26 protein-coding genes, 1 tRNA gene and 1 pseudogene are annotated in these 22849 nt (G+C 71.0%); 11 read left to right on the top strand and 17 right to left on the bottom strand.

The window, feature by feature from the left end; all coding sequences use genetic code 11:
* Positions 1 to 18: 18 nt before the first annotated feature.
* Positions 19 to 1281, top strand: coding sequence for an SfnB family sulfur acquisition oxidoreductase (locus tag FV229_RS00715; protein ID WP_147750096.1), 1263 nt, complete (start codon positions 19 to 21; stop codon positions 1279 to 1281).
* A gap of 103 nt (positions 1282 to 1384) precedes the next feature.
* Here the strand turns inward: FV229_RS00715 and FV229_RS00710 are convergent, their stop codons facing one another.
* Complete coding sequence (locus tag FV229_RS00710; RefSeq protein WP_147750095.1) at positions 1385 to 2245, bottom strand: alpha/beta fold hydrolase; 861 nt, start codon at positions 2243 to 2245, stop codon at positions 1385 to 1387.
* 20 nt (positions 2246 to 2265) lie between these two features.
* Positions 2266 to 3111 (bottom strand): 2,3,4,5-tetrahydropyridine-2,6-dicarboxylate N-succinyltransferase, encoded by an 846-nt coding sequence (dapD, locus tag FV229_RS00705; protein ID WP_147750094.1) that lies wholly within the window; start codon positions 3109 to 3111, stop codon positions 2266 to 2268.
* Positions 3112 to 3328: 217 nt separating this feature from the next.
* Between dapD and FV229_RS00700 the strand changes: the two genes are divergently transcribed.
* Complete coding sequence (locus FV229_RS00700; RefSeq protein WP_147750093.1) at positions 3329 to 4360, top strand: SDR family oxidoreductase; 1032 nt, start codon at positions 3329 to 3331, stop codon at positions 4358 to 4360.
* A 1-nt stretch (position 4361) separates the two neighbouring features.
* Complete coding sequence (locus FV229_RS00695) at positions 4362 to 5264, top strand: alpha/beta hydrolase (protein ID WP_147750092.1); 903 nt, start codon at positions 4362 to 4364, stop codon at positions 5262 to 5264.
* A 17-nt stretch (positions 5265 to 5281) separates the two neighbouring features.
* Here FV229_RS00695 and FV229_RS00690 read toward each other — a convergent pair whose 3' ends face one another.
* From FV229_RS00690 to FV229_RS00680, 3 genes are all read right to left on the bottom strand, one after another.
* The gene (locus tag FV229_RS00690; RefSeq protein WP_147750091.1) at positions 5282 to 5734 is read right to left on the bottom strand and encodes a Crp/Fnr family transcriptional regulator; all 453 of its coding nucleotides are present in this window, start codon (positions 5732 to 5734) and stop codon (positions 5282 to 5284) included.
* Positions 5735 to 5887: 153 nt separating this feature from the next.
* Positions 5888 to 6466 (bottom strand): methylated-DNA--[protein]-cysteine S-methyltransferase, encoded by a 579-nt coding sequence (locus tag FV229_RS00685; protein WP_147750090.1) that lies wholly within the window; start codon positions 6464 to 6466, stop codon positions 5888 to 5890.
* A 7-nt stretch (positions 6467 to 6473) separates the two neighbouring features.
* The gene (locus FV229_RS00680; RefSeq protein WP_147750089.1) at positions 6474 to 7160 is read right to left on the bottom strand and encodes a response regulator transcription factor; all 687 of its coding nucleotides are present in this window, start codon (positions 7158 to 7160) and stop codon (positions 6474 to 6476) included.
* A 268-nt stretch (positions 7161 to 7428) separates the two neighbouring features.
* Between FV229_RS00680 and FV229_RS00675 the strand changes: the two genes are divergently transcribed.
* The 3 genes from FV229_RS00675 to FV229_RS00665 all read left to right on the top strand — a co-directional run bounded on the left by FV229_RS00675 (position 7429) and on the right by FV229_RS00665 (position 8853).
* Positions 7429 to 8004 (top strand): L,D-transpeptidase family protein, encoded by a 576-nt coding sequence (locus FV229_RS00675; RefSeq protein WP_147750088.1) that lies wholly within the window; start codon positions 7429 to 7431, stop codon positions 8002 to 8004.
* 138 nt (positions 8005 to 8142) lie between these two features.
* The gene (locus FV229_RS00670) at positions 8143 to 8541 is read left to right on the top strand and encodes a nuclear transport factor 2 family protein (RefSeq protein ID WP_246687993.1); all 399 of its coding nucleotides are present in this window, start codon (positions 8143 to 8145) and stop codon (positions 8539 to 8541) included.
* Positions 8542 to 8664: 123 nt separating this feature from the next.
* Positions 8665 to 8853, top strand: a complete 189-nt coding sequence (locus FV229_RS00665) for a putative motility protein (RefSeq protein ID WP_147750086.1) — start codon at positions 8665 to 8667, stop codon at positions 8851 to 8853.
* A 12-nt stretch (positions 8854 to 8865) separates the two neighbouring features.
* On the opposite strand, the gene FV229_RS00660 is transcribed toward FV229_RS00665, so the two are convergent.
* From FV229_RS00660 to FV229_RS00630, 7 genes are all read right to left on the bottom strand, one after another.
* Positions 8866 to 9249 carry a VOC family protein gene (locus FV229_RS00660; protein ID WP_147750085.1) on the bottom strand — a complete coding sequence of 128 codons (384 nt, stop codon included), beginning with the start codon at positions 9247 to 9249 and terminating at the stop codon, positions 8866 to 8868.
* Positions 9250 to 9334: 85 nt separating this feature from the next.
* On the bottom strand, positions 9335 to 10648 hold the full coding sequence (locus tag FV229_RS00655) for an MFS transporter (protein WP_147750084.1): 1314 nt from the start codon (positions 10646 to 10648) through the stop codon (positions 9335 to 9337).
* A 117-nt stretch (positions 10649 to 10765) separates the two neighbouring features.
* Positions 10766 to 12184: an FAD-binding oxidoreductase gene (locus FV229_RS00650; RefSeq protein ID WP_187275011.1), complete on the bottom strand. Its 1419-nt coding sequence runs from the start codon at positions 12182 to 12184 to the stop codon at positions 10766 to 10768.
* 136 nt (positions 12185 to 12320) lie between these two features.
* Positions 12321 to 12587, bottom strand: a complete 267-nt coding sequence (locus tag FV229_RS00645; RefSeq protein ID WP_147750083.1) for a hypothetical protein — start codon at positions 12585 to 12587, stop codon at positions 12321 to 12323.
* 265 nt (positions 12588 to 12852) lie between these two features.
* Positions 12853 to 13053, bottom strand: a complete 201-nt coding sequence (locus FV229_RS00640; RefSeq protein WP_147750082.1) for a hypothetical protein — start codon at positions 13051 to 13053, stop codon at positions 12853 to 12855.
* A 247-nt stretch (positions 13054 to 13300) separates the two neighbouring features.
* Positions 13301 to 13597, bottom strand: a complete 297-nt coding sequence (locus FV229_RS00635) for a hypothetical protein (RefSeq protein ID WP_147750081.1) — start codon at positions 13595 to 13597, stop codon at positions 13301 to 13303.
* A 160-nt stretch (positions 13598 to 13757) separates the two neighbouring features.
* Positions 13758 to 13833: transfer RNA gene (locus tag FV229_RS00630), tRNA-Thr, on the bottom strand.
* A 219-nt stretch (positions 13834 to 14052) separates the two neighbouring features.
* Between FV229_RS00630 and FV229_RS00625 the strand changes: the two genes are divergently transcribed.
* Genes FV229_RS00625 through FV229_RS00615 form a run of 3 tightly spaced genes read left to right on the top strand, consistent with a single transcriptional unit; the run spans position 14053 to position 15648 of the window.
* On the top strand, positions 14053 to 14523 hold the full coding sequence (locus tag FV229_RS00625) for a TerB family tellurite resistance protein (RefSeq protein ID WP_147750080.1): 471 nt from the start codon (positions 14053 to 14055) through the stop codon (positions 14521 to 14523).
* A gap of 13 nt (positions 14524 to 14536) precedes the next feature.
* Positions 14537 to 14935 carry a CidA/LrgA family protein gene (locus tag FV229_RS00620; protein ID WP_147750079.1) on the top strand — a complete coding sequence of 133 codons (399 nt, stop codon included), beginning with the start codon at positions 14537 to 14539 and terminating at the stop codon, positions 14933 to 14935.
* Positions 14932 to 15648: an LrgB family protein gene (locus FV229_RS00615; protein WP_147750078.1), complete on the top strand. Its 717-nt coding sequence runs from the start codon at positions 14932 to 14934 to the stop codon at positions 15646 to 15648. The genes FV229_RS00620 and FV229_RS00615 overlap by 4 nt, the downstream gene beginning before the upstream one ends.
* A 30-nt stretch (positions 15649 to 15678) precedes the next feature.
* Here FV229_RS00615 and FV229_RS00610 read toward each other — a convergent pair whose 3' ends face one another.
* Positions 15679 to 16773 (bottom strand): NAD(P)/FAD-dependent oxidoreductase, encoded by a 1095-nt coding sequence (locus tag FV229_RS00610; RefSeq protein WP_147750077.1) that lies wholly within the window; start codon positions 16771 to 16773, stop codon positions 15679 to 15681.
* Between the two features lie 424 nt (positions 16774 to 17197).
* Between FV229_RS00610 and FV229_RS00605 the strand changes: the two genes are divergently transcribed.
* The gene (locus tag FV229_RS00605) at positions 17198 to 17605 is read left to right on the top strand and encodes a MucR family transcriptional regulator (protein ID WP_147750076.1); all 408 of its coding nucleotides are present in this window, start codon (positions 17198 to 17200) and stop codon (positions 17603 to 17605) included.
* A 93-nt stretch (positions 17606 to 17698) separates the two neighbouring features.
* Here FV229_RS00605 and FV229_RS00600 read toward each other — a convergent pair whose 3' ends face one another.
* From FV229_RS00600 to FV229_RS00590, 3 genes are all read right to left on the bottom strand, one after another.
* Positions 17699 to 19234: a malonyl-CoA synthase gene (locus tag FV229_RS00600; RefSeq protein ID WP_147750075.1), complete on the bottom strand. Its 1536-nt coding sequence runs from the start codon at positions 19232 to 19234 to the stop codon at positions 17699 to 17701.
* 46 nt (positions 19235 to 19280) lie between these two features.
* The gene (locus FV229_RS00595; RefSeq protein ID WP_147750074.1) at positions 19281 to 20684 is read right to left on the bottom strand and encodes a malonyl-CoA decarboxylase; all 1404 of its coding nucleotides are present in this window, start codon (positions 20682 to 20684) and stop codon (positions 19281 to 19283) included.
* A 135-nt stretch (positions 20685 to 20819) separates the two neighbouring features.
* Entirely contained in the window at positions 20820 to 21023 is a 204-nt protein-coding gene (locus tag FV229_RS00590) for a hypothetical protein (RefSeq protein WP_147750156.1), read from the bottom strand.
* 331 nt (positions 21024 to 21354) lie between these two features.
* Here FV229_RS00590 and FV229_RS00585 point away from each other — a divergent pair, with 331 nt between their 5' ends.
* On the top strand, positions 21355 to 22542 hold the full coding sequence (locus FV229_RS00585; RefSeq protein WP_147750073.1) for an MFS transporter: 1188 nt from the start codon (positions 21355 to 21357) through the stop codon (positions 22540 to 22542).
* 10 nt (positions 22543 to 22552) lie between these two features.
* On the opposite strand, the pseudogene FV229_RS00580 reads toward FV229_RS00585, so the two are convergent.
* Positions 22553 to 22849: pseudogene (locus FV229_RS00580) on the bottom strand (threonine-phosphate decarboxylase); the annotation flags it as partial.

The following is a 22849-nucleotide window of genomic DNA, read 5'->3' as shown; positions in this document are numbered from 1 at the left end:
CTCACTCTGGAGACACCGATGAACATCGCCGTCGACACCCGTGCCCTCGCCGGGACCCTGCCCGCGCAGGGCGCCCCAGGGCCGGCCCGGCCGGCCGAGCCCGCCCACGTCATCCGCGACGACGCCGAGGCGATCCGGGTCGCGCATGACTTCGCCGCCTCGATCCGTGAGGGCGCGTCCGAGCGCGACCTCGCACACACGCGGCCGCTGGCGGAGCTCGACCGGTTCTCGCAGAGCGGGTTGTGGTCGATCAACGTGCCCCGCGCCTACGGCGGCCCGGAGGTCTCGTACCGGACGCTGGCACAGGTCGTCGCCATCGTCGCGGCGGCCGACCCCTCCATCGCGCAGATCGCGCAGAACCATCTCGGCATCGTGGCGGCGATCCGCACGGTGTCGGACCCGGATCAGCAGGCGCTGCTCTTCGCCGAGGTGCTGCTCGGCACCCGCTTCGGCAACGCGTTCTCGGAGAAGGGCACGCCGCGTGCCGCCGAGTTCGCCACCCACTTCACCGATCACGGCGACCACGTGATCGTGCAGGGCCAGAAGTTCTACGCAACGGGCGCGCTGCTCGCCCACCTCGTGCCGATCGTCGCCGTCGACGATGCCGGCCGCGCCTGGTACGCGATCGCCGACCGCAACGCGCCCGGGCTCACGGTGATCGACGACTGGTCGGCCTTCGGCCAGCGCGGCACGGCGAGCGGCACGGTGCTGATCGAGAATGTGCGCGTCGAGAAGAGCCACCTCGTCCCGGCCTGGAAGGCCTACCAGGAGCTGCCGCGCCTCGACGGGGCGATCTTCCAGATCATCCAGGCGGCGATCGACGCCGGCATCGGCCGCGCGGCGCTCGACGACACCATCGCCTTCGTACGCGAGAAGGCGCGGCCCTGGATCGACGCCGACCAGGAGCGGGCGTCCGACGACCCCTATACCATCCAGGCTGTCGGCGACCTCACCATCCGTCTGCACGCGGCCGAGGCGATCCTCGACCGGGCCGGCCTCGCGATCGACGCGGCCCTCCCCGACCACGACGCGGCCTTGGTGGACGCGGCCAAGATCGCGGTGGCGGAATCGAAGGTGCTCACCACCGAGATCGCGCTCGCGGCCTCCAACAAGCTGTTCGAGCTCGCCGGCACGCGCTCGACGCTCGCCGAGCACAACCTCGACCGCCACTGGCGCAACGCGCGGACGCACACGCTGCACGACCCCGTCCGCTGGAAGGTGGCGATCGTCGGCAACCACGCGCTGAACGGCGTAGCGCCGCCGTCACACGCCTGGAGCTGAGCGGTCTGTTCGACGCCATCTCTGCCGGAGCGATCGATCGCCACGTCGCCCTGGACGATTGTTGAGCGCGCATCCCCTCTCCCCGCCCGCGGGGAGAAGGGGGTCAGGCTGCGCGGATCGCCTCGGCGATTTCGTCCGGGTATTCCTCGTGCGGGCTCAGGGCACCCGGCACCGGTCGGCCCTCGACGCGGCCGGAGGCGACGAGCGCGTCCATCTCGGCGGCGGACCGGCGCGGGGCGCGGCTCGGGCGCAGCACGCGGACCGGCGGCAGGCCGTCGCCGAACAGGCCGAGGAACGCGTCGCGCGTCGGCACCGGATCGAGTCCGCCGGTGACGAAGGCCGCCGTGCCGAAGCGCGCGCCCCGCTGCCGGGTGATCGCAGTCTTCTCCGCGATCAGCGAATCGGTGACATGCGCGGCGTCGCCGTAGACGTGGGCGCGCATCATCCGGCCGATCACCTTCGGGCGGATGTTGAGGCCGTAGAGGGCGTCGCCCAGGAGTGGCGCCTCGACGGCGCGGCGGATCGCGGTGAACAGGCCCTGTCGCTCCGGCCCCATCACGGTGGGAAGCGGGCCGCGCCATGTCGGGGCCACCAGCACCAGCCGCGCGAACGCCTTCGGATGCCGTCGCGCGGCGGCGACGAGGTAGGCCGCCGCGTGCCCCGCGCCGACCCCGATCGCGTAGGGGCCGGGGGCGGCTGCCAGCAGGGCGTCGAGGTAGGCGTGGAACGTCGCCGGGTTCAGGGGCAGCCGCGCCCGCGGATGCGCGCCGAAGCCGGGCCAATCCGGGATCAGGCAGCGATGGTCCGCGGCGAGACGCGCGGCGAGCCCGGCCATCTCGGCCCGCGACGCGATCGTCGAGAGCGCCGGCAGCAGCAGCACGTCGGCGCCGGACCCGACCCAGTCGCAGGGGGTCGGCACGGCGTGGCCGGCCACCATGAGGTCGAGGGTCAGGGTCCCGCGCATCGGGTCGTGCCCTGCCCGGATCAGGTGCGCAGCAGTTCGTTGATCGCGGTCTTGGAGCGGGTGCCGGCGTCGACGCGCTTGACGATGACGGCGCAGTACAGGCCCGGGCCGGGCGAGCCGTCCGGCAGCGGCTTGCCGGGCATCGTCCCGGAGACGACCACCGAATAGGGCGGCACACGACCGTAGAAGACCTCGCCGGTGGTGCGATCGACGATGCGGGTCGAGGCGCCGATGTAGACGCCCATCGAGAGCACGCTGCCCTCGCCGACGATCACGCCCTCGGCGACCTCGGCGCGGGCGCCGATGAAGCAGTTGTCCTCGATGATCACCGGGTTGGCCTGCAGCGGCTCGAGCACGCCGGCGATGCCGGCGCCGCCCGAGATGTGGCAGTTGTCGCCGACCTGAGCGCAGGAGCCGATCGTCACCCAGGTGTCGACCATGGTGCCCTTGCCGACCCGCGCGCCGAGGTTGATGAACGAGGGCATCAGAACGGCGCCGGGGGCGATGTAGGAGCCGCGGCGGACGAAGCAGCCGGGCACGGCGCGGAAGCCGGCGGCCCGGAACTCGGCCTCGCTCCACCCCTCGAACTTCGAGGGCACCTTGTCCCACCACGGCGCCGCGCCGGGGCCGCCGGAGATCGGCGCCATGTCGTTGAGGCGGAAGGAGAGCAGCACCGCCTTCTTCAGCCACTGGTTGACCACCCAATCCTGGTTGCCGCTCTTCTCGGCGACCCGGGCCTCACCGGAGTCGAGCAGCGCCAGCGCCGCCTCGACGGCTTCGCGAACGGCGCCGCGCGTGTTCGTGTCGACGCCGGCGCGGTCCTCCCAGGCGGCTTCGATGGTCTGGGCGAGGGCAGCGTGCGACATGGGGCTTCCGGGCAGGTTTTCAGCGAGCGCCCGTGCTTACAAGCGGCCGTCAGCTCTGTCACCTGAGGGCGCCGACGGGGCGATCGCGCACCTGCGTGCAACCGACGCGGACGGAATCGGGCCGCCCTCCGGCAACATCTCGGCGCCTCGTGGGTAGGTCCCGGACATTGCTGCGCCGCGCCGACCGGTGCGCGGAGCGTTGGCGGGAAACAGGGCCATGAAACACAAGGCATTGCGCGACCAGGTCGTCGTCATCACCGGCGCGTCGAGCGGCATCGGGCTCGCGACCGCCCGGATGGCCGCGGAGCGCGGGGCGACCGTCGTGCTGGCCGCGCGCAGCGCAGACGTGCTGGCGACGGTGCAGGCGGAGATCGAGGCGGCCGGCGGCCGCGCCCTGGCCGTCCCCTGCGATGTCGGCGACCGCGCCGATGTCCAGGCCGTGGCCGACCGGGCGATCGCCGCGTTCGGCGGTTTCGACACCTGGGTCAACGTCGCCGGCCTCACCATCTATGGTCCGCTGCGCGAGGTCTCGGACGCGGACAACGCGCGCCTGATCCAGACCAACCTCTGGGGCACGGTGTTCGGCTCGCTCGTCGCGGTCGAGCACCTGCGTCGGCGCGGCGGCGCGCTGATCAACCTCGGCAGCGTCGCCTCCGACCTCGCCTTCCCGTTCCAGGGCATGTACGTGGCGAGCAAGCACGCGGTAAAGGGTTTCACCGACGCCCTGCGGATGGAGCTGCTGGCCGAGGATGCGCCGGTCTCGGTGACGCTGGTCAAGCCGACCTCGATCGATACGCCGCTGCCGCAGCGGGCGCGTAACTACATGGACCGGGAGCCGATGCTGCCGCCTCCGATCTACCCGCCCGAGGAGGTGGTGAACGCCGTCCTGCATGCCGCCGTGCATCCGCAGCGCGACATCGTCGTCGGCGGCGGCGGCAAGCTGATGGTGGCCGGCAAGGAGTTCGCGCCGGGCGCCTACGATCTCTTGGCCCCCGCCATCATCGCTATGCAGAAGCGCGGCGAGGACCCGCGCGACCCGGCCGGCGCGCTGCACGCGCCGAAGGACGCGGGCGAGGTCCGGGGCACCCAGCCGGGCTACGTGATGCGCACCAGCGCCTACACCCGCGCGACCTTGCATCCCGTCGCCGCCACGGCGGGGCTGATCGGCCTCGGCCTTGCGGCCCTGACCCTCGCGGGCGTCGGCACCGGAAAGCCGGGCTCTTCGCGCGGACGCGGGCGCTCGGCCTGAGATGGCGGCTTTGTTGCTCGACGCCTCCGGGCCGCCCGGTCCCGCCGCGGTGACCGAGCGGATCGTCCGGCGCAAGGTCGTCGACCTGCCGGGCGGGCGCACCATCGCCTACGCCGAGACCGGGACCGGTCCGGACCTCGTCGCAATCCACGGCACGCTGATGACGCTGGAGGACATGTGGCTCGGCCCGGTGCCGGCGCTGGCCCGATATTTCCGGGTCGTCGCCGTCGACCGGCCGGGGCACGGCGACAGCGCCCGCCTCCGCGGCGCCGACGCGTCGCCCTGGCGACAGGCCGAGCTGATCCACGCAGCCGTGCAGGCGTTGGGGCTGCATCGCCCGGTCATCCTCGGGCATTCCTACGGCGGCGCCGTCGCCCTCACCTACGGGATGCTCTACCCGGATTCCGCCTCGGGCATCGTGGCGCTCGCCCCGGTCTGCTTCCCGGAACTCCGCCTCGAGCAGGTGCTGTTCGGCCCGCGCGCCGCGCCGGTCTCGGGGCCGATGCTGTCGGACGCGCTCGGCGCCTCCGCCGACCCGACGCTGCTGCCGTTGCTGTGGAACGCGATGTTCCTGCCCCAGACCATGCCGCGCGCCTTCGCCGAAGCGTTCCCGTTCGGCTTCGCCGGGCGCCCGGGCCAGATCGTCGCCGAGGCCGAGGACGCGCTCTCGCTCTGGGCGGCGCTGAGCCGGAGTGCGGCGGCCTACGCCACCTGCCGGGTGCCGGTTCGGATTCTGGCGGGCGACGCCGACATCGTGGTCAACCCAACGATGCACGGTGCGCTGGCCGCCCGCATGATCCCGGGCGCGCGCTTCGAGCGCCTCGCAGGAATCGGCCACATGCTTCATCACATCCGCAGCGACGCCGTGGTCGAGGCAGCCCGCGCATTGCTGCCGCAAACCTGACCAGGCGTCGAGCCCGATCAATCCGCGTCGAGCATGGCGCGCACGCGCGCGAAACCCTGGTTCAGCGCGGACAGGTCCTCGGCCAGCGCGTCGTGGATCACGGCGGCGGCATCGGGAAACTCCTCCAGCACGCGGCGCATCAGGGTCGGGGTGATGCGCATGACCTCGGCCGCACCTTGCGCGGCGGCGTCGCCCGGGCGTTCGCCGCGAACGAACAGCGCGAGGCGCCCGATCAGCGCCGAACGGCCGGCCAGCACCGTCTCACCGCCGGCGACACGGGGCGCGAGGGCGATCGTGCCGGACAAGACGACGAAGCCGCCGTCGGCGGGATCGCCACGCCCGAAAAGGGTCTCGCCTGGCTCCAGCGATCGGCGCTCGGCGGCGAAGGTGAGCAGGCGCAGGGCGTCGCGCCCGAACGCTTCGAAGACCGGCGCGGCGGCGAGGATTGCGATGTCGTCTTCGATGCCCAACCCGCAGAGATCCTTTGCGTCCGATCGACGATGCTTAGAGCATTTTGGAGCCGGGTGGGTACCGGCGCCCATGAAGAAAATGCGACCACGCAGCGGGTTGGATTCGTCCGTGATCCGGTCGTCACGGGCGAGCGGATGCGGCCGGGTGCCGGGTCAGCGGAGCAGGGCCGCCCCGAACAAGTCGGCGGGCGGTTTTCTGTCGCCGACGCCGGCATGGCGCGCCTCGTGGTCGAGGAGCCAGCGCTTGCGGTCCAATCCGCCGCCGTAGCCGGTGAGCGTGCCGTTCGCGCCGACGACGCGGTGGCACGGCACCACGATGCAGATCGGGTTCGCGCCGTTGGCCGCGCCGACAGGGCGCACCGCGCGGGGATGGCCGATCCGCGCCGCAAGCGCGCCGTAGCTCTCGGTGGTGCCGGCGGGCACGGTCCGCAGGGCCGCCCAGACCGCGCGCTGAAGCACTGTGCCGCCCGTTGCGGTCTCGACCTCGTCGACCGCCGTGAGGTCGCCGTCGAAGTAGCGCGTCAATGCGCGGAGAGCCCGGCTGAGATGCCGGGATGCGGAGACCGACCAGCCGCCGCGTCCGTAGGCGCGGTCGAGAAGCGCTTCCATCCGGTCCTGGTCGTCGTCGAAGTCGGCGACGCGCAGGCGCTCGTCGGCATCGGTCAGGAGCACCAGCGTCCCGATCGGGCTTGCCAGGGTCTCGCGGAGCAGGGCGACCGGGGCGGCGCTCATGCCGGGATCACGGCAGCAGCTTGTAGCCGCCGCCCTCGGTGACGAGGATCGCGGCGAGCCCGGGATTTGGCTCGATCTTCTGCCGCAGCCGGTAGATGTGGGTTTCCAGCGTGTGGGTCGTGACCTGGGCGTTGTAGCCCCAGACCTCGGCGAGCAGCGTGTCGCGGCCGACCACCTCGCGCCCGGCGCGGTAGAGGAAGCGCAGGATCGCGGTCTCCTTCTCGGTGAGCTTCAGCTTCGAGCCGCGCTCGCCGACCAGGAGCTTCGCCCCCGGCTTGAAGGTGTAGGGACCGATCTGGAAGACCGCGTCCTCGGAGGCCTCGTGGCTGCGCAGATGCGCGCGGATGCGGGCGAGCAGGATCGCGAACTTGAACGGCTTGGTGACGTAGTCGTTGGCCCCCGCCTCGAGGCCCTCGACGGTGTCGGCCTCGGAATCCTGGGCGGTCAGCATGATGACCGGGCCCTTGAAGCCGTTCTTGCGCATCAGGCGGACGGCCTCGCGGCCGTCCATGTCGGGCAGGCCGACATCCATCACCGCGAGGTCGATCCGGTCGGAGGCGACGCGGGCGATGGCGCGGCCCGCATCGATCTCGGCGACCACCGTGAACTCCTCGCAGAGGTCGAGCTGTTCGGTCAGGGTCTCGCGCAGGATCGCGTCGTCGTCGCAGATGAGGAGGCGGTAGGCGTTGGACATCGTCCGTGGAACTCTTCGACTGGGCACGACCGGAACGGATCGCGCCCCGGAGTTCCGGTGCTCGGACGATCTCGCTCCCAAAGGACCCGAGGGTTCTTCGACCCGGGTAGACGCCTTAGAATAACGTGCTTTTCGCGGCGGGGAATTGGCTTGTGCACAATTATACGACCCTTTTCGTGACAGCCAACCCGCCGCCGCCACGCTTCACTGCGCAGGGACGCCACGTTCCCGCCCTCCGGCCGCCCGCACCTCCGGTTCACCCAGCATCATGACGAAGCGTCCCCGTCCTCATGAACGCCACCGCGATTCCGGCACGGCGCGAACCTTGGCGACGCTCAAGGTGCATCCGCGGGTCGGCGACCGGCGCAAGGGCCTGCTGCAGGCGGGCGCCGCGATCATCCCCTGCGCGCTCGGCGCCGGCGGTATCGTGCAGGTGAAGCGCGAGGGCGACGGCGGCTCGCCGCGCGGCCGGTTTCGCCTGCGCGGCGGCAGCTACAGGCCGGACAACCTCGCCCGCCCCGTCACCGCCCTACCCTTGCGCCGGACCGCCCCCGGCGACGGCTGGTGCGACGACGTCCGCGACCGGCGCTACAACCGCCCGATCGCCCTCCCCGCGCCCGGCGTGAGCGCGGAGCGGATGTGGCGCGACGACGGCCTCTACGACGTGGTGATCGACCTCGACCACAACCGGGGCCCGATCCGCCCCGGCCGCGGCTCCGCGATCTTCCTGCACGTCGCCCGCCCGGGCTACACGCCGACGGAGGGCTGCGTCGCGCTGAAGCGCGCGGACCTGTTGCGGCTGCTGCGGCGGCTGGGGCCGCGGACGCGGATCGTGATCGTGTGACCTGGCGGGGGACGGTTCCAGACGAGACAGCGAATCGTCGGGTCTGCGATGGGCGGATCTCCACCCGTCCGCACCTTCTCACCCGCCATCCCGGCCGATACGCTCGCGTGTGACATCACTACCGCGAAAGGATGCACCGTGCCGGACGCAATCACGCCCGCGACGACGGATGGGCCGGACCACGACCGCCTGCTCCGCGCGAACCTGGAACGGGTGTTCAACGAACGTAACGGCAGCATGCGTGCGCGCGCTCTGGACGAGCTCTATGGCGCCGACCCCGTCATGTACGAGCCCGCGAACGTCGTCAGGGGTCGTGCGGCGATCTCCGAGGTCGCCGGCAAGCTTCTCGAACAGTTCGGGCCGGACTTCCGCTTCGTGCCCGACGGCGCCGCGGTCGGGCATCACGGTTTCGGCGTCCTGCGCTGGCGTGCCGGCCCCAGCGGCGGACCCGTCGTCGTCACCGGCTCGGACGTGGCGGATGTCGTCGACGGCCGGATCGAGCGCCTGTGGGTCATGCTGGACCCGCAGAAGACCTAGGCGTTACCGGCTTCGGCTCGCGAAGCAGACGTTGGGCCGAAGCCGGCCCCCTGCCGAAGACCGCGACGAACCTCGCAGCACCCGCGTAACCCGTCCTTCATCGTCGCGGGGCAAGGATGGGGCATGACCAGCCTCGTTGCCCAAGCCGTCCAGATGCAGGGCGGCGCCCTGTCTCAGTCGATCGGCACCGCGGTCGCGCGTCAGCAGATCGACGCGCAGAAGGCGGTCGCCGCCCTGGTCGCAGAGACGGCGGCGTCCGCCTCGCCGCCGGCACCCGCCGGCCAGGGGCGGCTCGTCGACCGGACGGTGTAGCCGCCGGCCGCGTCAGCCCGGGAAACGGTAGAACGCGCAGAGCTTGTTGCCGTCCGGATCGCGCAGGTACGCGAGGTACATCCTGCCGGCTGACCCCGTGCGCTCGCCCGGCGGGTCTTCCACCGATGTGCCGCCGTTCGCGACGCCGGCGTCGTGCCAAGCCTTGGCCTCGTCCGGGCTTTCCATCGTGAACCCGATGGTGCCGCCGTTGGCGCCGGTCGCGGCCTTGCCGTCGACCGGCTTGGTGACGATCAATCGGCCGCCGCGGTGCGCGTAGATCAGCCGCCTCTTGGCATCTTCGAAACCCGGCTCTCCGCCGGTCGCGGCGAAGAGCGCGTCGTAGAACGCCTTCGTCCGGGCGAGGTCGTTGCTGCCGATCGTGATGTGGCTGAACACCGTGCTTGGTCCTCCGTCGTGGGCGGCTGCCGCGGCGACGGGGGTCGATGCCCGATCGCGGCGGCGCGGAGGCCGGTATGAGGCTTCAGCCGGCGGCGGGCAACGCGCCCGGCACGCCCTCCCGCCGCGGCGGGCTCAGGGTGAGGATCAGCGCCGAGGCGACGAGGCAAAGCGCGCCGGCGGCGAAGAAGGCCGGGAGGTAGCTCTGCAGCTCCGTGCGCGACAGGCCGGCGCCGAAGGCTGCGGTGGCCGCGCCGAGCTGGTGCCCGGCGAAGACCCAGCCGAACACCACGTTGGCGCGCTCGCGCCCGAAGCGTTGCGCGGCGAGCTTCACGGTCGGCGGCACTGTGGCGATCCAGTCGAGGCCGTAGAACACCGCGAAGAGGGACAGCCCGGTGAACGAGAAGTCCGAGAACGGCAGGCAGAGCAGCGAGAGCCCGCGAAGGCCGTAGTACCAGAACAGCAGCCAGCGGTTGTCGTAGCGGTCCGACAGCCAGCCCGAGGCGACGGTGCCGACGAAATCGAAAACGCCCATGCCGGCGAGCACGCTCGCCGCCTGGACCGGGCGCAGCCCATAGTCGGCACAGAGCGGGATGAAGTGGGTCTGGATCAGCCCGTTGGTGCTCGCGCCGCAGATGAAGAAGGTGAAGAACAGCACCCAGAACACCTTCGTCCGCGCCGCCCCGCGCAGGGCTGCGATGGCGCCCACGGCCAGCCCACGCGGCGGGGCGGCGTTCGCGGTGGTCTCGCCATAGGGCAGCAGGCCGACATCTTCCGGTCGGTCGCGCAGAAGCAGGAACACGAAGGTCGCCGCCAGCCCGAGCAGGCCGCAGATCGTGAGCAGGGCCGCACGCCAGCCCATCGCCTCGGTGAGCGCCGCGAGGACCGGCAGAACGATCAGCTGTCCCGTGGCCGAGCTCGCGGTGAGCAGGCCGACGACGAGGCCGCGGCGGTGCGAGAACCAGCGCGTCGCCACCGTCGCCCCGAGCACCAGCGCGGTGAGCCCGGTGCCGACGCCGACGACGACGCCCCAGAGCAGGATCAGCTGCCAGAGCTGGGTCATGGCAAGCGAGGCCAGCAGGCCGGAGGCGATCAGCGCCAGCGCCAAGAGCACGATCCGACGCGGGCCGTAGCGGTTCATCAGGGCGGCCGCGAACGGGCCCATCAAGCCGAACAGCACGAGGCGGATCGCCAGCGCCGACGAGATCGAGGCCGTGTCCCAGCCGAACTCCCGTTGCAACGGCAGGATCAGCACCCCGGGGGCGCCGACCGCGCCGGCCGTCACCAGCATGGTCAGGAAGGTGACCGCGGCTGAGACCCAGCCGTAATGTACCCCGCGGCGCGCCAGAACGCGGGCGAGCGATCCCGACAGGGCATGGGACGCACTGACCACGATCATATCACCCTCGCGCGAATCGGTGCGCCTCACCCGAAACAGGCATATGCATGTATTTTCTTCGGGCGCCAAGCATGGTCTTGATGAAAGGCGCGAGTCGTGGAAAGGCGGCGGCCGGCATCACGGCCGCCCGGTCATCGCCCCGGCGTTCATCAGCCCGTCCGGATCGAGGCCCCGCTTGATCGTCTCGATCAAGGTCAGCCGGGTCGGGTCGGCGTAGCGATGGAGCAGGTCGCGCTTGAAGCGGCCGATTCCGTACTCGGCGCTGAAGCTGCCGCCGAGGTCAATCGCCACCGCGTAGACCTCGTGGGCGATGCCGTCCTCGACCCGGCGGGTGAAGGCGAGCCGGTCCTCGCCCGCCGGCACCATCAGGTTGTAGTGCACGTTGCCGTCGCCGACATGGCCGTAGAACGACAGGCGCACGCCCGGCATCCGTTCCGCCAGCACGGCGCCGGCCCGGACCAGGAACACGCCGAGCTGCGAGAGCGGCACGGCGATGTCGAGCTTCACCGAGCCGCCTGCGTGCTTCTCGCCCTCGGGGATGGTCTCGCGCACGGTCCACATCGCCCCGCGCTGCGCCTCGGAGCTTGCCAACGCCGCATCGGTGATCCACCCCCGCTCCATCAGCGATTCGAGGGCGGCCATCAGCACGTCGTCGAGGGGGATGTGCCGAGACGAGGACGAGAGCTCGAGCAGCACCGCTCCGCCCTCCCCGGTGGCGAACCCGGTCGGGGCGCCGCGCATCTCGGCGACCAGCGCGAGCGAAGAGGCCGAGATCAGCTCGAAGGTCGTGACCAGGTCCGAGGTCTCGCGGCGGAGGAACGCGGCGATCTCGGGGATCGGCGCGTCGGCGGCGAGCTGCAGCCATGCGGTGGCGCGGTGATCCTGCGCCGGCCACAGCTTCAGCACCACGCCGGTGACGATGCCGAGCGTGCCTTCGGCGCCGACGAAGAGCTGCTTGAGGTCGTAGCCGATGTTGTTCTTGCGCAGACGCTTCATGTCGGAAAACAGCGATCCGTCCGGCAGCACCGCCTCCAGGCCGAGGACGAGGTCGCGAGTCATGCCGTAGCGCAGAACCTGCAGGCCGCCGGCATTGGTGCCGAGGTTGCCGCCGAGGCGGCAGCTTCCCTCCGCGCCGAGGCTCAGCGGCAGCAGCAGGTCGTGCGCGGCCGCCGCAGCCTGCGCGTCGGCGAGGATCGCGCCGGCATCGCAGGTTAGCGTGAAATCCAGCGGGTCGACGGAGCGGATGCGCGCCATCCGCTCCAGGCTGACCACCAGTTGCCGCCGGCCGGCCTGCGGCGTCGCCCCGCCGACGTAGCCGGTGTTGCCGCCCTGGGGCACCAGCCCAAAACCCTCGGCCTTCGCCAGGCGGACGAGCGCCTGCACCTCCGCCACCGATCTCGGCCGCAGGACGGCGTCCGCCTCGCCCTGCATCAAATCGCGCTGGTCGCGGGTGTAGCGTGCGGTGTCGGAGCCGGTGAGCACGCCGCCCTCGCCGAGGGCGGTGCGGAAGGCGGCGACGGGGTCGGACGGGGTCATCGGCAGCTCGCGCGGGATCGGACCTGCGCGGACCATGTCGCCATGGACGCCGGATGGGAAGCCGCGGAGGCGCAAACGAAGGCGGCGGGGCTCGCACCCCGCCGCTCGAACCTGACGCCCAGTGTCGCGCGGCCGATCAGCAGCGGTTGCCGCCGGAGGTCTGGCCGTACTGCTTCACCGGGAAGTTCTGCTGGTTGGCGTTGCCCTCGGCCGCCGAGCTCATGCGGCAGTTGGCCGGGTCGCGGTCGGAGCGCGGGCCGTATCCGCCGAACGAGCCCGTCGTCTCGACGGCGTAGGGCGAATAGCCGGTGTAGCGGGAAGGGGTCTCGTAGGCCATCGCGGACGAGATCGAGGCAACGCCGAGAATAGCAGCGGCGGCGAAGGCGGCGATACGGGTCTTCATGGTGACGGCGTGGCTCCTGTGCAGGTCAAACCCGGATTTGGGTTCGTTTCTCTCTGCCTGAACCCAAGATGGGGAGCCGCTTTCCGTCTCGACGTGCCGACGCGCACGCAGCATTCGGGATTAAAACCTTTCCGATGATAGAGCACAGAAGCCGTGGCGATGGACGAGCATCGCATCGACGCTCGGCCCGCGTTCGAAGAAGGCCGGGGACTGAGGCGGGCCGCCGTTTTACGCGCGCCACCTCAGCCTTCGATCGACGAAACGGTCACTTGTTCGTCCGGGCCCGATGGTTCGGATCGATGCCACCGTCGAGCTTGGTCTCGTTGGCGGTGTCGCCCTCGACGGTCGAGTCCGCCTCGATGTCCGCGATGTCGTGGCCGGTCAGGCCCTTCGACTGCCCGATCCCCGGGTTCCCCTTCAGGTCGGCATCGGTCGGCACGTCGGTCTTGAGATGCTTGTTGGACATCGTGTCTCCCATCGATCGGGCGGCGCGTCCTGCGTGCCGCGCTCGGTCGGTGGCAAACCCGGCGTTCAGGGGCGCCGTTCCGGACATCGTCGGCGCAGCGACCCTCGGCCGCGCCGCGTGCGTTTCCGAAGGGAGCCGCGCCTTCTGAAACTCGAGATCAGACCTGAGAACAACCAGTCGCCGCGCGCTCCAGCATCCGCTCCGTCACGCCGAAACGCGTGCTCGGCCTCAGCCGACTGTCCGCCGGTCAGCGGAGCGGCTGCCCATCTCTTGGCGTGATGCCTTGGGATCTCAGCTCGTCGTTCTGCTGGTTGATGATCACGGGGTCGGGCCGACGCTGCGGTGCACCGGGGGGCGCGACCGAAGGCCCGGAGATCGACTGCGTGGCGACGGATGGCGGGCACAGCACCTGGCAGATCGGGATGTTGTCCGCCGTAGAGGAGCATCGCGCGACGGCGTTGCCATTCACGCACGCGCAGTTGCAGATCGCGAACGCGGGGAATGGCGCGCTCGCGATCGCCAGAGCGAGGATGAAGCTTCGCATATCGAGGGTCCTGTACGCCGCGCAGGCACCTTAGCGCCGCCTTGTGCGTCGCGCCATCGACTCGAATATTCCAGCGAAATCCGACGTACGGTTCCGTCGAGCCAGCTCAGCCTACGCCGACCGGCGATCGTCTTCGGAAAACGAGGAAAGCACTAAGTAGTGGTGCCGCTTGAGGGATTCGAACCCCCGACCCCCTCATTACGAATGAGGTGCTCTACCAGCTGAGCTAAAGCGGCATCCGTCGGCGGCCGCGTCGAAGACGGATGCCGAGGCCACGGTGCATAGCCGTCCGGTCCCCGCTTGGCAAGGCGAGACCGCGCGTCGCGCGCTCGGCGATGCAGGCGGGACACGCCGGCGCGGGGAAGCGTATGCGTGGTCTCGCACGTCCTTGACGGGGGCGGGTGCGGCGGGAAGGGTCCGGTCGTACCGGGCGCGCCGGTTGCCGGAACATCGCCATGTCGTTGATCGCACGCCTGCGGGCCTATGCCGCCGAGGCCCTCGGCGTCGCCGCGCACGAGGCGCCGGGCGACGACACCCATCTGGCCGCCACCGCGCTCCTCGTCCACGTGGCGCGGGCCGACGGCATCCTGGCGCCGGCGGAATCGGAGCGCCTCGCGCGGCTGGTGCGCGGGCGCTACGCCGTGAGCGCCGAGGCCGCCGACGCCCTGATCGCCCGGGCCGCCGCCTTCGATTCGGAGACCCGCGACGTGGCGAGCCTCGTCGAGATGCTGCCGCACGAGGCCGATGCCGGCGAGCGCGGGCGCATCCTGGCGATGGCGTGGTCGGTGGCCGCCGCCGACGGCAACATCGACGAGTTCGAGGAGGCCTTGGTCTGGCGCCTCGGCAAGCTCCTGGGCTTCGACGAGGCCGGGATCGCGCGGGCCCGCGGCGAGGGTGTTCCCGGCATCGCCCTCGATCCGGCCTGAGCGGCGGCGATCGATGATCGCGAGCCTCACCCTGATCCTGCTGGCGCAGCTGCTGGGCGAAGGCCTCGCTCGCAGCGCCGGCCTGCCCGTCCCCGGCCCGGTCCTCGGCATGGCGCTGATGCTGGGCTTCCTCGTGCTGCGCGACCGGCGCTCGCTGCGCCTCGCGCGAATCCTGCCGAAGCCGCTCACCGACGGAACGCTGGAGACGACGGCGCGCGGGCTGCTTTCCAACCTGTCGCTGATGTTCGTGCCGGCCGGCGCCGGGATCGTCGGGCGCCTCGACGTGGTCCAGGCGCAGGGCCTGCGCCTTGCCGTCGTGGTGGTAGTCTCCACCGCCGCGGCGTTGGTCGCCACCGTCCTGGTCTTCCTCTGGGTCGCGCGGTTGACGGCGCGGACGGGGAGCGAGCGGTGAGCGGCGAGTTCGCGGTCTGGGTCTACCTCGCGCGCACGCCGCTGCTTTGGCTGACGGTGACGCTCGTCGCCTACCTCGTGGCCGACCGGATCTCGGCGGCGAGCGGGCGGCACCCGGTGGTAAACCCGGTGCTCATCGCCATCGCGATCACCGGCACGGTGCTGACGCTCACAGGCACCCCCTGGGCCACCTATTTCGCCGGCGCGCAATTCGTCCACTTCCTGCTCGGGCCGGCGACGGTGGTGCTGGCGATGCCGCTCTACGAGCACCGCGCCACGGTGATGCGCGCGCTCCTGCCGATGCTGGCGGCGCTGGTCTCCGGTTGCACGGTCGCCCTGGGAAGCGCGATCCTGCTCGGGCGCGCCCTCGGCATCCCGGAATCGGTGATCGTCTCGCTCAGCCCGAAATCCGTCACCTCCGGCGTCGCCATGGGCATCTCGGAGGCGCTCGGCGGAGACCCGACGCTCACCGCGGTGCTGGTGATGCTGACGGGCATCACCGGCGCGATCCTGGTGACGCCGCTGATGCAGGCCCTCGGCATCCGGGACATGCGGGCGCGCGGCTTCGCGGTGGGGCTCGCGGCCCACGGGGTCGGCACCGCGCGGGCGTTCCAGGTCAGCGAGGTCGCCGGCACCTTCGCCGGCATCGCGATGGGTCTGAACGCCTTCCTCACCGCGATCTTCGTGCCGCTGGCCCTGCGCATCCTGTCCTGACGGTTCGCGGGCCTTCCGAGCCTGTGCGCGTCACGCCGCCAGCCGGTCGGCCACGTCCTCGGCGAGCGACAGGCTCGCGGTCAGGCCTGGGCTCTCGATCCCGAACAGGTGGACGAGGCCGGGCAGGCCGTGCTCCGCCGGCCCGTCCACGCGGAAGTCGGCGGCCGGCTCGCCGGGGCCGGTGAGCTTCGGACGGATGCCGGCATAATCTGCGACCAGCGATCCGTCGGGCAGGCCCGGCCAGTAGCGCCGGATCGCGGCGTAGAAGGCGTCGCCGCGGGCCGGGTCGACCCGGTAGTCGATCGCATCGATCCACTCGACGTCGGGCCCGAAGCGCATGCGGCCGGCGAGATCCAGGGTGAGATGGGTGCCGAGCCCGCCCTCGACCGGCGCGGGGTAGATCAGGCGTCCGAAGGCCGCCTTGCCGGTGAAGCCGAAATAGTTGCCCCGGGCCAGGACGCGACGCGGCACCCGCTCGGCCGGGTACCCGTCCGTGTGGGCGGCGAGCATCTGCGCGTCGAGGCTGGCGGCGTTGACGACGGCATCGCACGGGTACTCGCCCGGCGTCGCGCCACCGAAGGTCGCGACCCAGCGGCCATCCTTGCGCGCCAAACCCGTGACGGGAGTATGGAGCGCGATCGCCCCACCGCGATCCTCGAGCTCGCCCTGCAGGGCGAGCATCAGGCCGTGGCTGTCGACGATGCCGGTCTGCGGCGACAGCAGCGCAGCGGTGCAGGAGATGTTGGGTTCGAGGCGCCGGGCCTGGGCGGCGTCCAGCAGCTCCAGGCCTTCGACGCCGTTCTCGACGCCACGATCGCGAATCGCGGCGATCGTCCCGGCATCGGCGTCCGTCGTGGCGACGATCAGCTTGCCGCAGGCGCGGTGGCCGATGCCGTGGCTCGCGCAAAGACGGTAGAGCATCCGCGCGCCGGCGACGCAGTGCTTCGCCCGGAGCGAGCCCGCCGGGTAGTACATCCCGCCGTGGATCACCTCCGAGTTGCGCGCGGACACGCCGGTGCCGATCGCCTCGGCCGCTTCCGCCACGACCACCTCGTGTCCCCGCAGTGCAAGGGCACGCGCCACCGCGAGACCGACGACGCCCGCACCGACGACCAGGACTTCCATGATGCGCTCCTCCGCATCCGGTTCTCGGCGACGATCGCCCAGCGGTAAAGACCTGAGCCGCGCCCAAACCGCCGCACTCGGCCGATGACCGCAAATGCAACCGGGAATTGTATAGCTTGGACTGTCGAGGCGTCGACGCGTCGGTGGTGGCCAACCTCATGCTCCCAAACGCGAAACCGCAGGGCGACGACCTCAGAGGCGTCTTATTACAACCGACTTGAGCCTGTTAATCAATTCTAAGTAGATTTAAATCACTGATTGAGTCGCGCAGAAGTTGTGTTTCGGCCTTCCGCGCGCATAATCGTGCCGCGGCAGGCCGACCTGCCGCGACCGTTCCGGGTGATCGACGACGCCGACATCGAGTTCCCGGCGACAGCACGTTTGGACACGCACCGACCCGACAGCCTTCGGAAGGAGACGAACCGTGCAGACCACGACGGACCCCATCGCCCTCGCCGCGAAGATCCTCACCGCCTACGTCGCGCGCAACTCCGTACCGGTGACAGGCCTGCCGGACCTGATCCGCACGGTCCACGGCTCGCTCACGGGCCTGGCGACCCCGCCGAAGCCGGTGCTGGCCAAGCCGACCGATGCGCAGATCCGCGCCTCGATCCGCCAGGACACGATCGTCAGCTTCGAGGACGGCAAGCCCTACAAGGCGCTGCGCCGGCACCTCACGCTGCGCGGCCTGTCGCCCGAGGCCTACCGCACCAAGTGGGGCCTGCCGGTGGACTATCCCCTGGTCTCGGCCAGCTACAGCGCGCGCCGCTCGCTGATCTCCCGCACCATCGGACAGAACCAGCGCCTGCGGATGCAGCAGGCGGCGGAGTGATCCAGCGGGCTCTCGCTCGGACGCGCCTGCCGGAGGCGCGGGCGGCACCCCGCCTCGGTAAGCGAACGCGGCGAACGCTCAATCCTTGACCGGTTAGGCTGCGCCGGCACCGTCGCGATACAGGCCGGCGTGCTGGTCGCGCAGGATGTTCTTCTGGACCTTGCCCATGGCGTTGCGCGGCAGGTCGTCGGCGAACAGCACCCGCTTCGGACACTTGAAGCGGGCGAGGCGCCCTTCGAGGTGGGCAAGCACCGCCTTCTCGTCGGGGGCGTCCTCGGCGCCGACCACGATTGCGGTGACGCCTTCGCCGAAGTCGGCGTGCGGCAGGCCGATCACCGCCGATTCGACGACGCCCGGCATCGCGTCGATCTCGGTCTCGACCTCCTTCGGGTAGACGTTGAAGCCGCCGGTGATGATGAGGTCCTTGCCGCGGCCGACGATGTGGACGTACCCACGCCCGTCGACCTTGCCGAGGTCGCCGGTGACGAAGTAGCCGTCCAACTTGAACTCGGCCGCGGTCTTCTCGGGCATGCGCCAGTAGCCCTTGAACACGTTCGGGCCCTTCACCTCGATCATCCCGACCTGTTCGGGACCGAGCGCGGACCCCGTGTCGGGATCCACGACGCGTAGCTCGACGCCCGGCAACGGGAACCCGACCGTGCCGGCGATGCGCTCGCCGCCATAGGGGTTCGAGGTGCTCATGTTGGTCTCGGTCATGCCGTAGCGCTCGAGGATGGCGTGGCCGGTGCGGGCCTGCCATTCGGCGTGGGTCTCGGCGAGCAGCGGCGCCGAGCCGGAGGTGAAGAGCCGCATATGCGCGGTCGCCGCCTGGGTCAGGCCGGGATCCTTGAGCAGGCGGGTGTAGAAGGTCGGCACGCCCATCATGCTGGTCGCCCGCGGCATCAGCTTGAGGATCAGGCCGGCGTCGAGCCGCGGCAGGAACAGCATGCTGCCGCCCGAGGCCAGCACGGTGTTGATCGCCACGAACAGCCCGTGGGTGTGGAACACTGGAAGCGCGTGGATCAGCATGTCGTCGGCGGTGAAGCGCCAGGCCTCGACCAGCGTGCGCGCGTTCGAAGCGAGGTTATCGTGGCTGAGCATGGCGCCCTTCGAGCGCCCCGTGGTGCCGGAAGTGTAGAGGATCGCGGCCAAATCCTCCGGCCCCCGCGCCACGTCGGCGAAGTCCGCCCCTTGCGCGTCAGCCGCCTCGGCGATGGTGCCTCGGCCGGAGGCGTCGAGCGTGAGCACGCGGGTGGTGCCCGCATTCTCTGCGACCGGCGCCAAAGCCGCGCGCTTGGCCGGGTCGCAGACGAACAGGGCGGGCTCGGCGTCGCCGAGGAAGTAGGCGACCTCGGCCGCCGTGTAGGCGGTGTTCAGCGGCAGGAACACTGCGCCGGCCCGGACCGCGCCGAGATAGAGGAACACCACCTCGGCGCTCTTCTCGACCTGCACCGCGACCCGGTCGCCAGGGCGGACGCCGGCGGCAACGAGGGCGTTCGCGTAGGCGCCGCTGCGCGCGAGCATGTCGGCGTAGCTGTGGCGGCGCCCGTCCGGAGTCTCGATGAAGGTCTTGGCCGCGGCCTCCGCCGGCAAGGCCTCGCAGATCAGCGCGAAGAGATGATTCGTCATGACACAACGCCCAGCGGAACGGATGATCGACTTCGGCCCACCGGCCTCACGCCTCGGCGAGGGCGACGGAGCGCGGCGGCGGCAGGTTGGCGCGCAACTCGCGCGAAACGGCGCCGGAGGCCGACACCGTGCCGAGGTTGGCATAGGTCTCGTGGTTCTTCTCGATCGCCGACAGGTCGTAGAGGTAGTTGACCATCAGCCCGTAGGACTGCTTCAGCCCCTTCCCCGAGACGTCGCCGAGGAAGTTGATCCGCTCGAGCCGGGCACCGTTGCCGAGGTGGAAGCGGGCCACCGGATCGAGCGGTCGGCCCCGTTCGTTCTTGGCGCGCAGAAAGTAGGCGGCGGCGGCCGGCAGCAGCGCCTTGCGCACGGCGTCGGACTTCGCCTTATCGGTCGCCCAATCCGGTTCGTCGAGTTGGCGCAACGCCTCGATGTCGTCGCGGGTCAGGCCCTGCGGGGCGTCCGCGCGCCGCTCGCGGTCGAGCCAGCGCGCGAAGCCCGGGACCGGTGAGAGCGTGACGAAGGTCTTCAGGGTCGGGATCTCGCGGGCGAGGTCCTCCACCACCTGCTTGATCAGGAAGTTGCCGAAGGTGACGCCGGCCAAGCCCTTCTGGCAGTTCGAGATCGAGTAGAAGATCGCCGTGGTCGCCGACTTCAGCGGCAGCGGGTCGCGCGCCTGCGACAGGATCGGCGCGATCGCCGGCGCGATCGCGCTCGTCAGGGCGACCTCGACGAAGATCAGCGGTTCGTCGACCAGCGCCGGGTGGAAGAAGGCGAAGCAGCGCCGGTCCACCGGCTGGATGCGGCGGCGCAGGTCGTCCCATCCGGCGATCTCGTGGACCGCCTCGTAGCGGATGATCTTTTCGAGGATGTGGGCCGGCGTCGTCCAGTCGATGTGGCGCAGCACCAGGAAGCCGCGATTGAACCACGAGGCAAACAGGTGCTCGAAATCCGAATCGAGGCTGTCGGCGGCGTCGATCAGGTTCGGCTCGCCTTCGTCGCGCAGGATTCGGCGCAGGTCGAACAGGTCCTCGCGCATGCGCACGAGGCTGAGCGTCCCGTCGCGGGCGAGATTGAGGCGGCGGATCAGCTCCTGCGAGCGCGGCTCGGCCGATTCGTGCAGGCTTCCGAGGCGCGCTCGCGTCGGGTCGGCGCGGTAGGCCTCGATCGCGGCGTCCACCGCGTCGTGATCCGCGTCGAATTCGATGGCGACGAGCCGCAGGAAGGCGTGGCGCTCGTCGGTGCCCAGCGTCGCGTAACGGTCGAGGATCAGCCGCGCCAGGGCGACGCCGGAGGCTTCGCCGCGCCGCGAGATCAGGTCGTCGCAGAGTTTGACCAGTTCGGCGGCGTTGGCCCGGGCGGCGAGGTCGCCGCGGCCGATGCCGATGAGGTCGCGACCGCGATCGCTGATGGTCTGGAGGAGGTCGCCGAAGAAAGAGATCGCCGCCATGGATCGCCTTCCGCGTCTCGCCTCGAAACCGGCCGCCGCGGAGGCCCCGGTCGTCCCGGACGGCGATGCCGTCGGCCACACCGTTTACGGCGTGACGGCGCGCGGGACCAGACCCTCCGGGCGAGGTACGACGCCCTATCGGCGCTCGTCGCCGGCCTGCGCCACCACGGCGCTGTCGGCGCGCTCGCGCCAGTCGCCCAGGCCGTACTGGCGGGCGAACTTCAGCTCGGCGGCCCGCCGGGCGCGGTCGGGGTCGCGCGCGCGATGGATCTCCACCGATCCGATGGTGAAGGGAAGCCCGAAGATCTGCTTCTCGAAATCCACCCGGTAGTTCGGCATGAAAATCCTCTCCTGTTCGAAGCGTCGGATGCGCTCCGCGGCACGAATCGGTGTCATCCGTCCCATGAACGGCATCAGAACCCGGAATGCCTCGATCGACAAATCGATTGCGAGCGATCGGGCCGTGCGCGGAACAACGTTCCGCAGAGGGACATAGGGAGGCAGGTCCGGAATCGACACCGGGTGCGCCACTCCTACGCGGCCGTGCCCTGCGCCACCCGCCGTTGCCATGGCATCGGACCCCGCCTAGGCGACATGCCATACCCACCATGCGAGAGCCGACCGACATGCTCACAGCGCCGAACCGCTCGCGCGATCCGAAAGCCCGCTCGTGAGCGACGTCTCGACGGTTTCGCCGCATCCGGCGCTGAGCACGACCGCGCGGATCGGGCTGACGCTGATCGCCGGCGGTGCGGTCGCCAACATCTATTACAACCAGCCGTTGCTCGGGCTGCTCGTGGCCGATTTCGGGCCGCGCGCCGCCCTGTGGGTGCCGACCGCGTGCCTCGTCGGCTACGGGCTCGGCATCGTCGGCCTCGTGCCGCTCGGTGACGCCTGGCCCCGGCGCCAGCTGATCATCGCGCAGTTGCTCGCGCTGAGCGTGGTGTTGGTGGTCGCGGCACTCAGCCCGAATCTACCCGTCCTGGCGCTCGCGAGCCTGCTGATCGGCTTCCTCTCGTCGGCGGCGCAGCAGGCGGTGCCCTTCGCGGCCGAGCTCGCGCCGGATGCCAGCCGCGGGCGCGTCGTCGGGCAGGTGATGACCGGGCTGCTCTCGGGCATCCTGCTCGCCCGGACGGTCAGCGGCTTCGTCGGCGCGCATCTCGGCTGGCGGGCGGTGTTCTTCGCGGCCGCCGCGGTCTCGCTCGGGATGGCGGCGATCGCGGCGGCGACCCTGCCGCGCACGGAGGCCAAGCGTCTGCGCTACCGCGCGTTGATGCTGTCGATCCTGCACCTGGCGAAGACGCAGCCCGTGCTGCGCAACGCCAGCCTGTCGCAGGCGCTGTTGTTTGCCGCCTTCAACGCGTTCTGGGTGACGCTCGCGCTCCTCGTGGAGGCCGAGCCGTTCAACCTGACCGCGGCCGGCGCCGGGCTGTTCGGGGTGATCGGCGTCTGCGGCGCGCTGGTGGCACCGGTTTCGGGCCGGTTCACCGACCTGCGCGGGGCGCGGCCCGTGGTGGTCGGCGGCAGCCTCCTCGTCGTCGCGGCCTTCGCGGTGCTCTGGGCCGGCGGCACGTGGTCGCTCGGCGCCGTGGCCGTCGGCGTGCTGCTGATCGACATCGGCATGAACGGGGCACTGATCGCCAACCAGACCCGCGCCTACGCCCTCGTCCCCGGCGCCCGCGGGCGGATCAACACAGTGCTGTTCACGGCGATGTTCGTGTTCGGGGCGATCGGCGCCTACGCTGGATCACAGGCCTTCCTGCTCGCCGGCTGGGCCGGGGTCTGCGGGGTAGGCATCGCCTTCGCCGTCGCCGCCCTCCTCGTCGCCGTGTTCGATCGGCGCCCGACCCTGACCTGAGGATCCGCCCTCACCGGAGGATCCACCACAGGCGGCACCAGGCGTCCTTGTCCGCGGGAAGCCCGAAGCGCAGGCGCGCCGGCGCCTCGGCGAACCGCCGGACATGGATGCCGGCCTCGCCGAGCCGTCGGAACAGGCCCAGCGCATCGGGGAAGTCGGCGGTGCGGAACAGGACGGTCCCGCCGACCGACGTACCGCCTGCCCGCGCGATCATGCGGTCGAGCCGTCCCGCGTCGGCGGCGCGCGCGGCTGCGGCCTCGCTGCGCCACGTCGCGTCGCCGAGGGCGGCTCGGCCGATCGCCAGCGC

Origin of the sequence: Methylobacterium sp. WL120 (assembly GCF_008039465.1) — a bacterium.
In the GTDB taxonomy this organism is placed as follows: Bacteria; Pseudomonadota; Alphaproteobacteria; order Rhizobiales; family Beijerinckiaceae; genus Methylobacterium; species Methylobacterium cerastii.
Note: the sequence above shows the minus strand (reverse complement) of the source record. Positions and strands in the feature narration are given on the sequence as shown.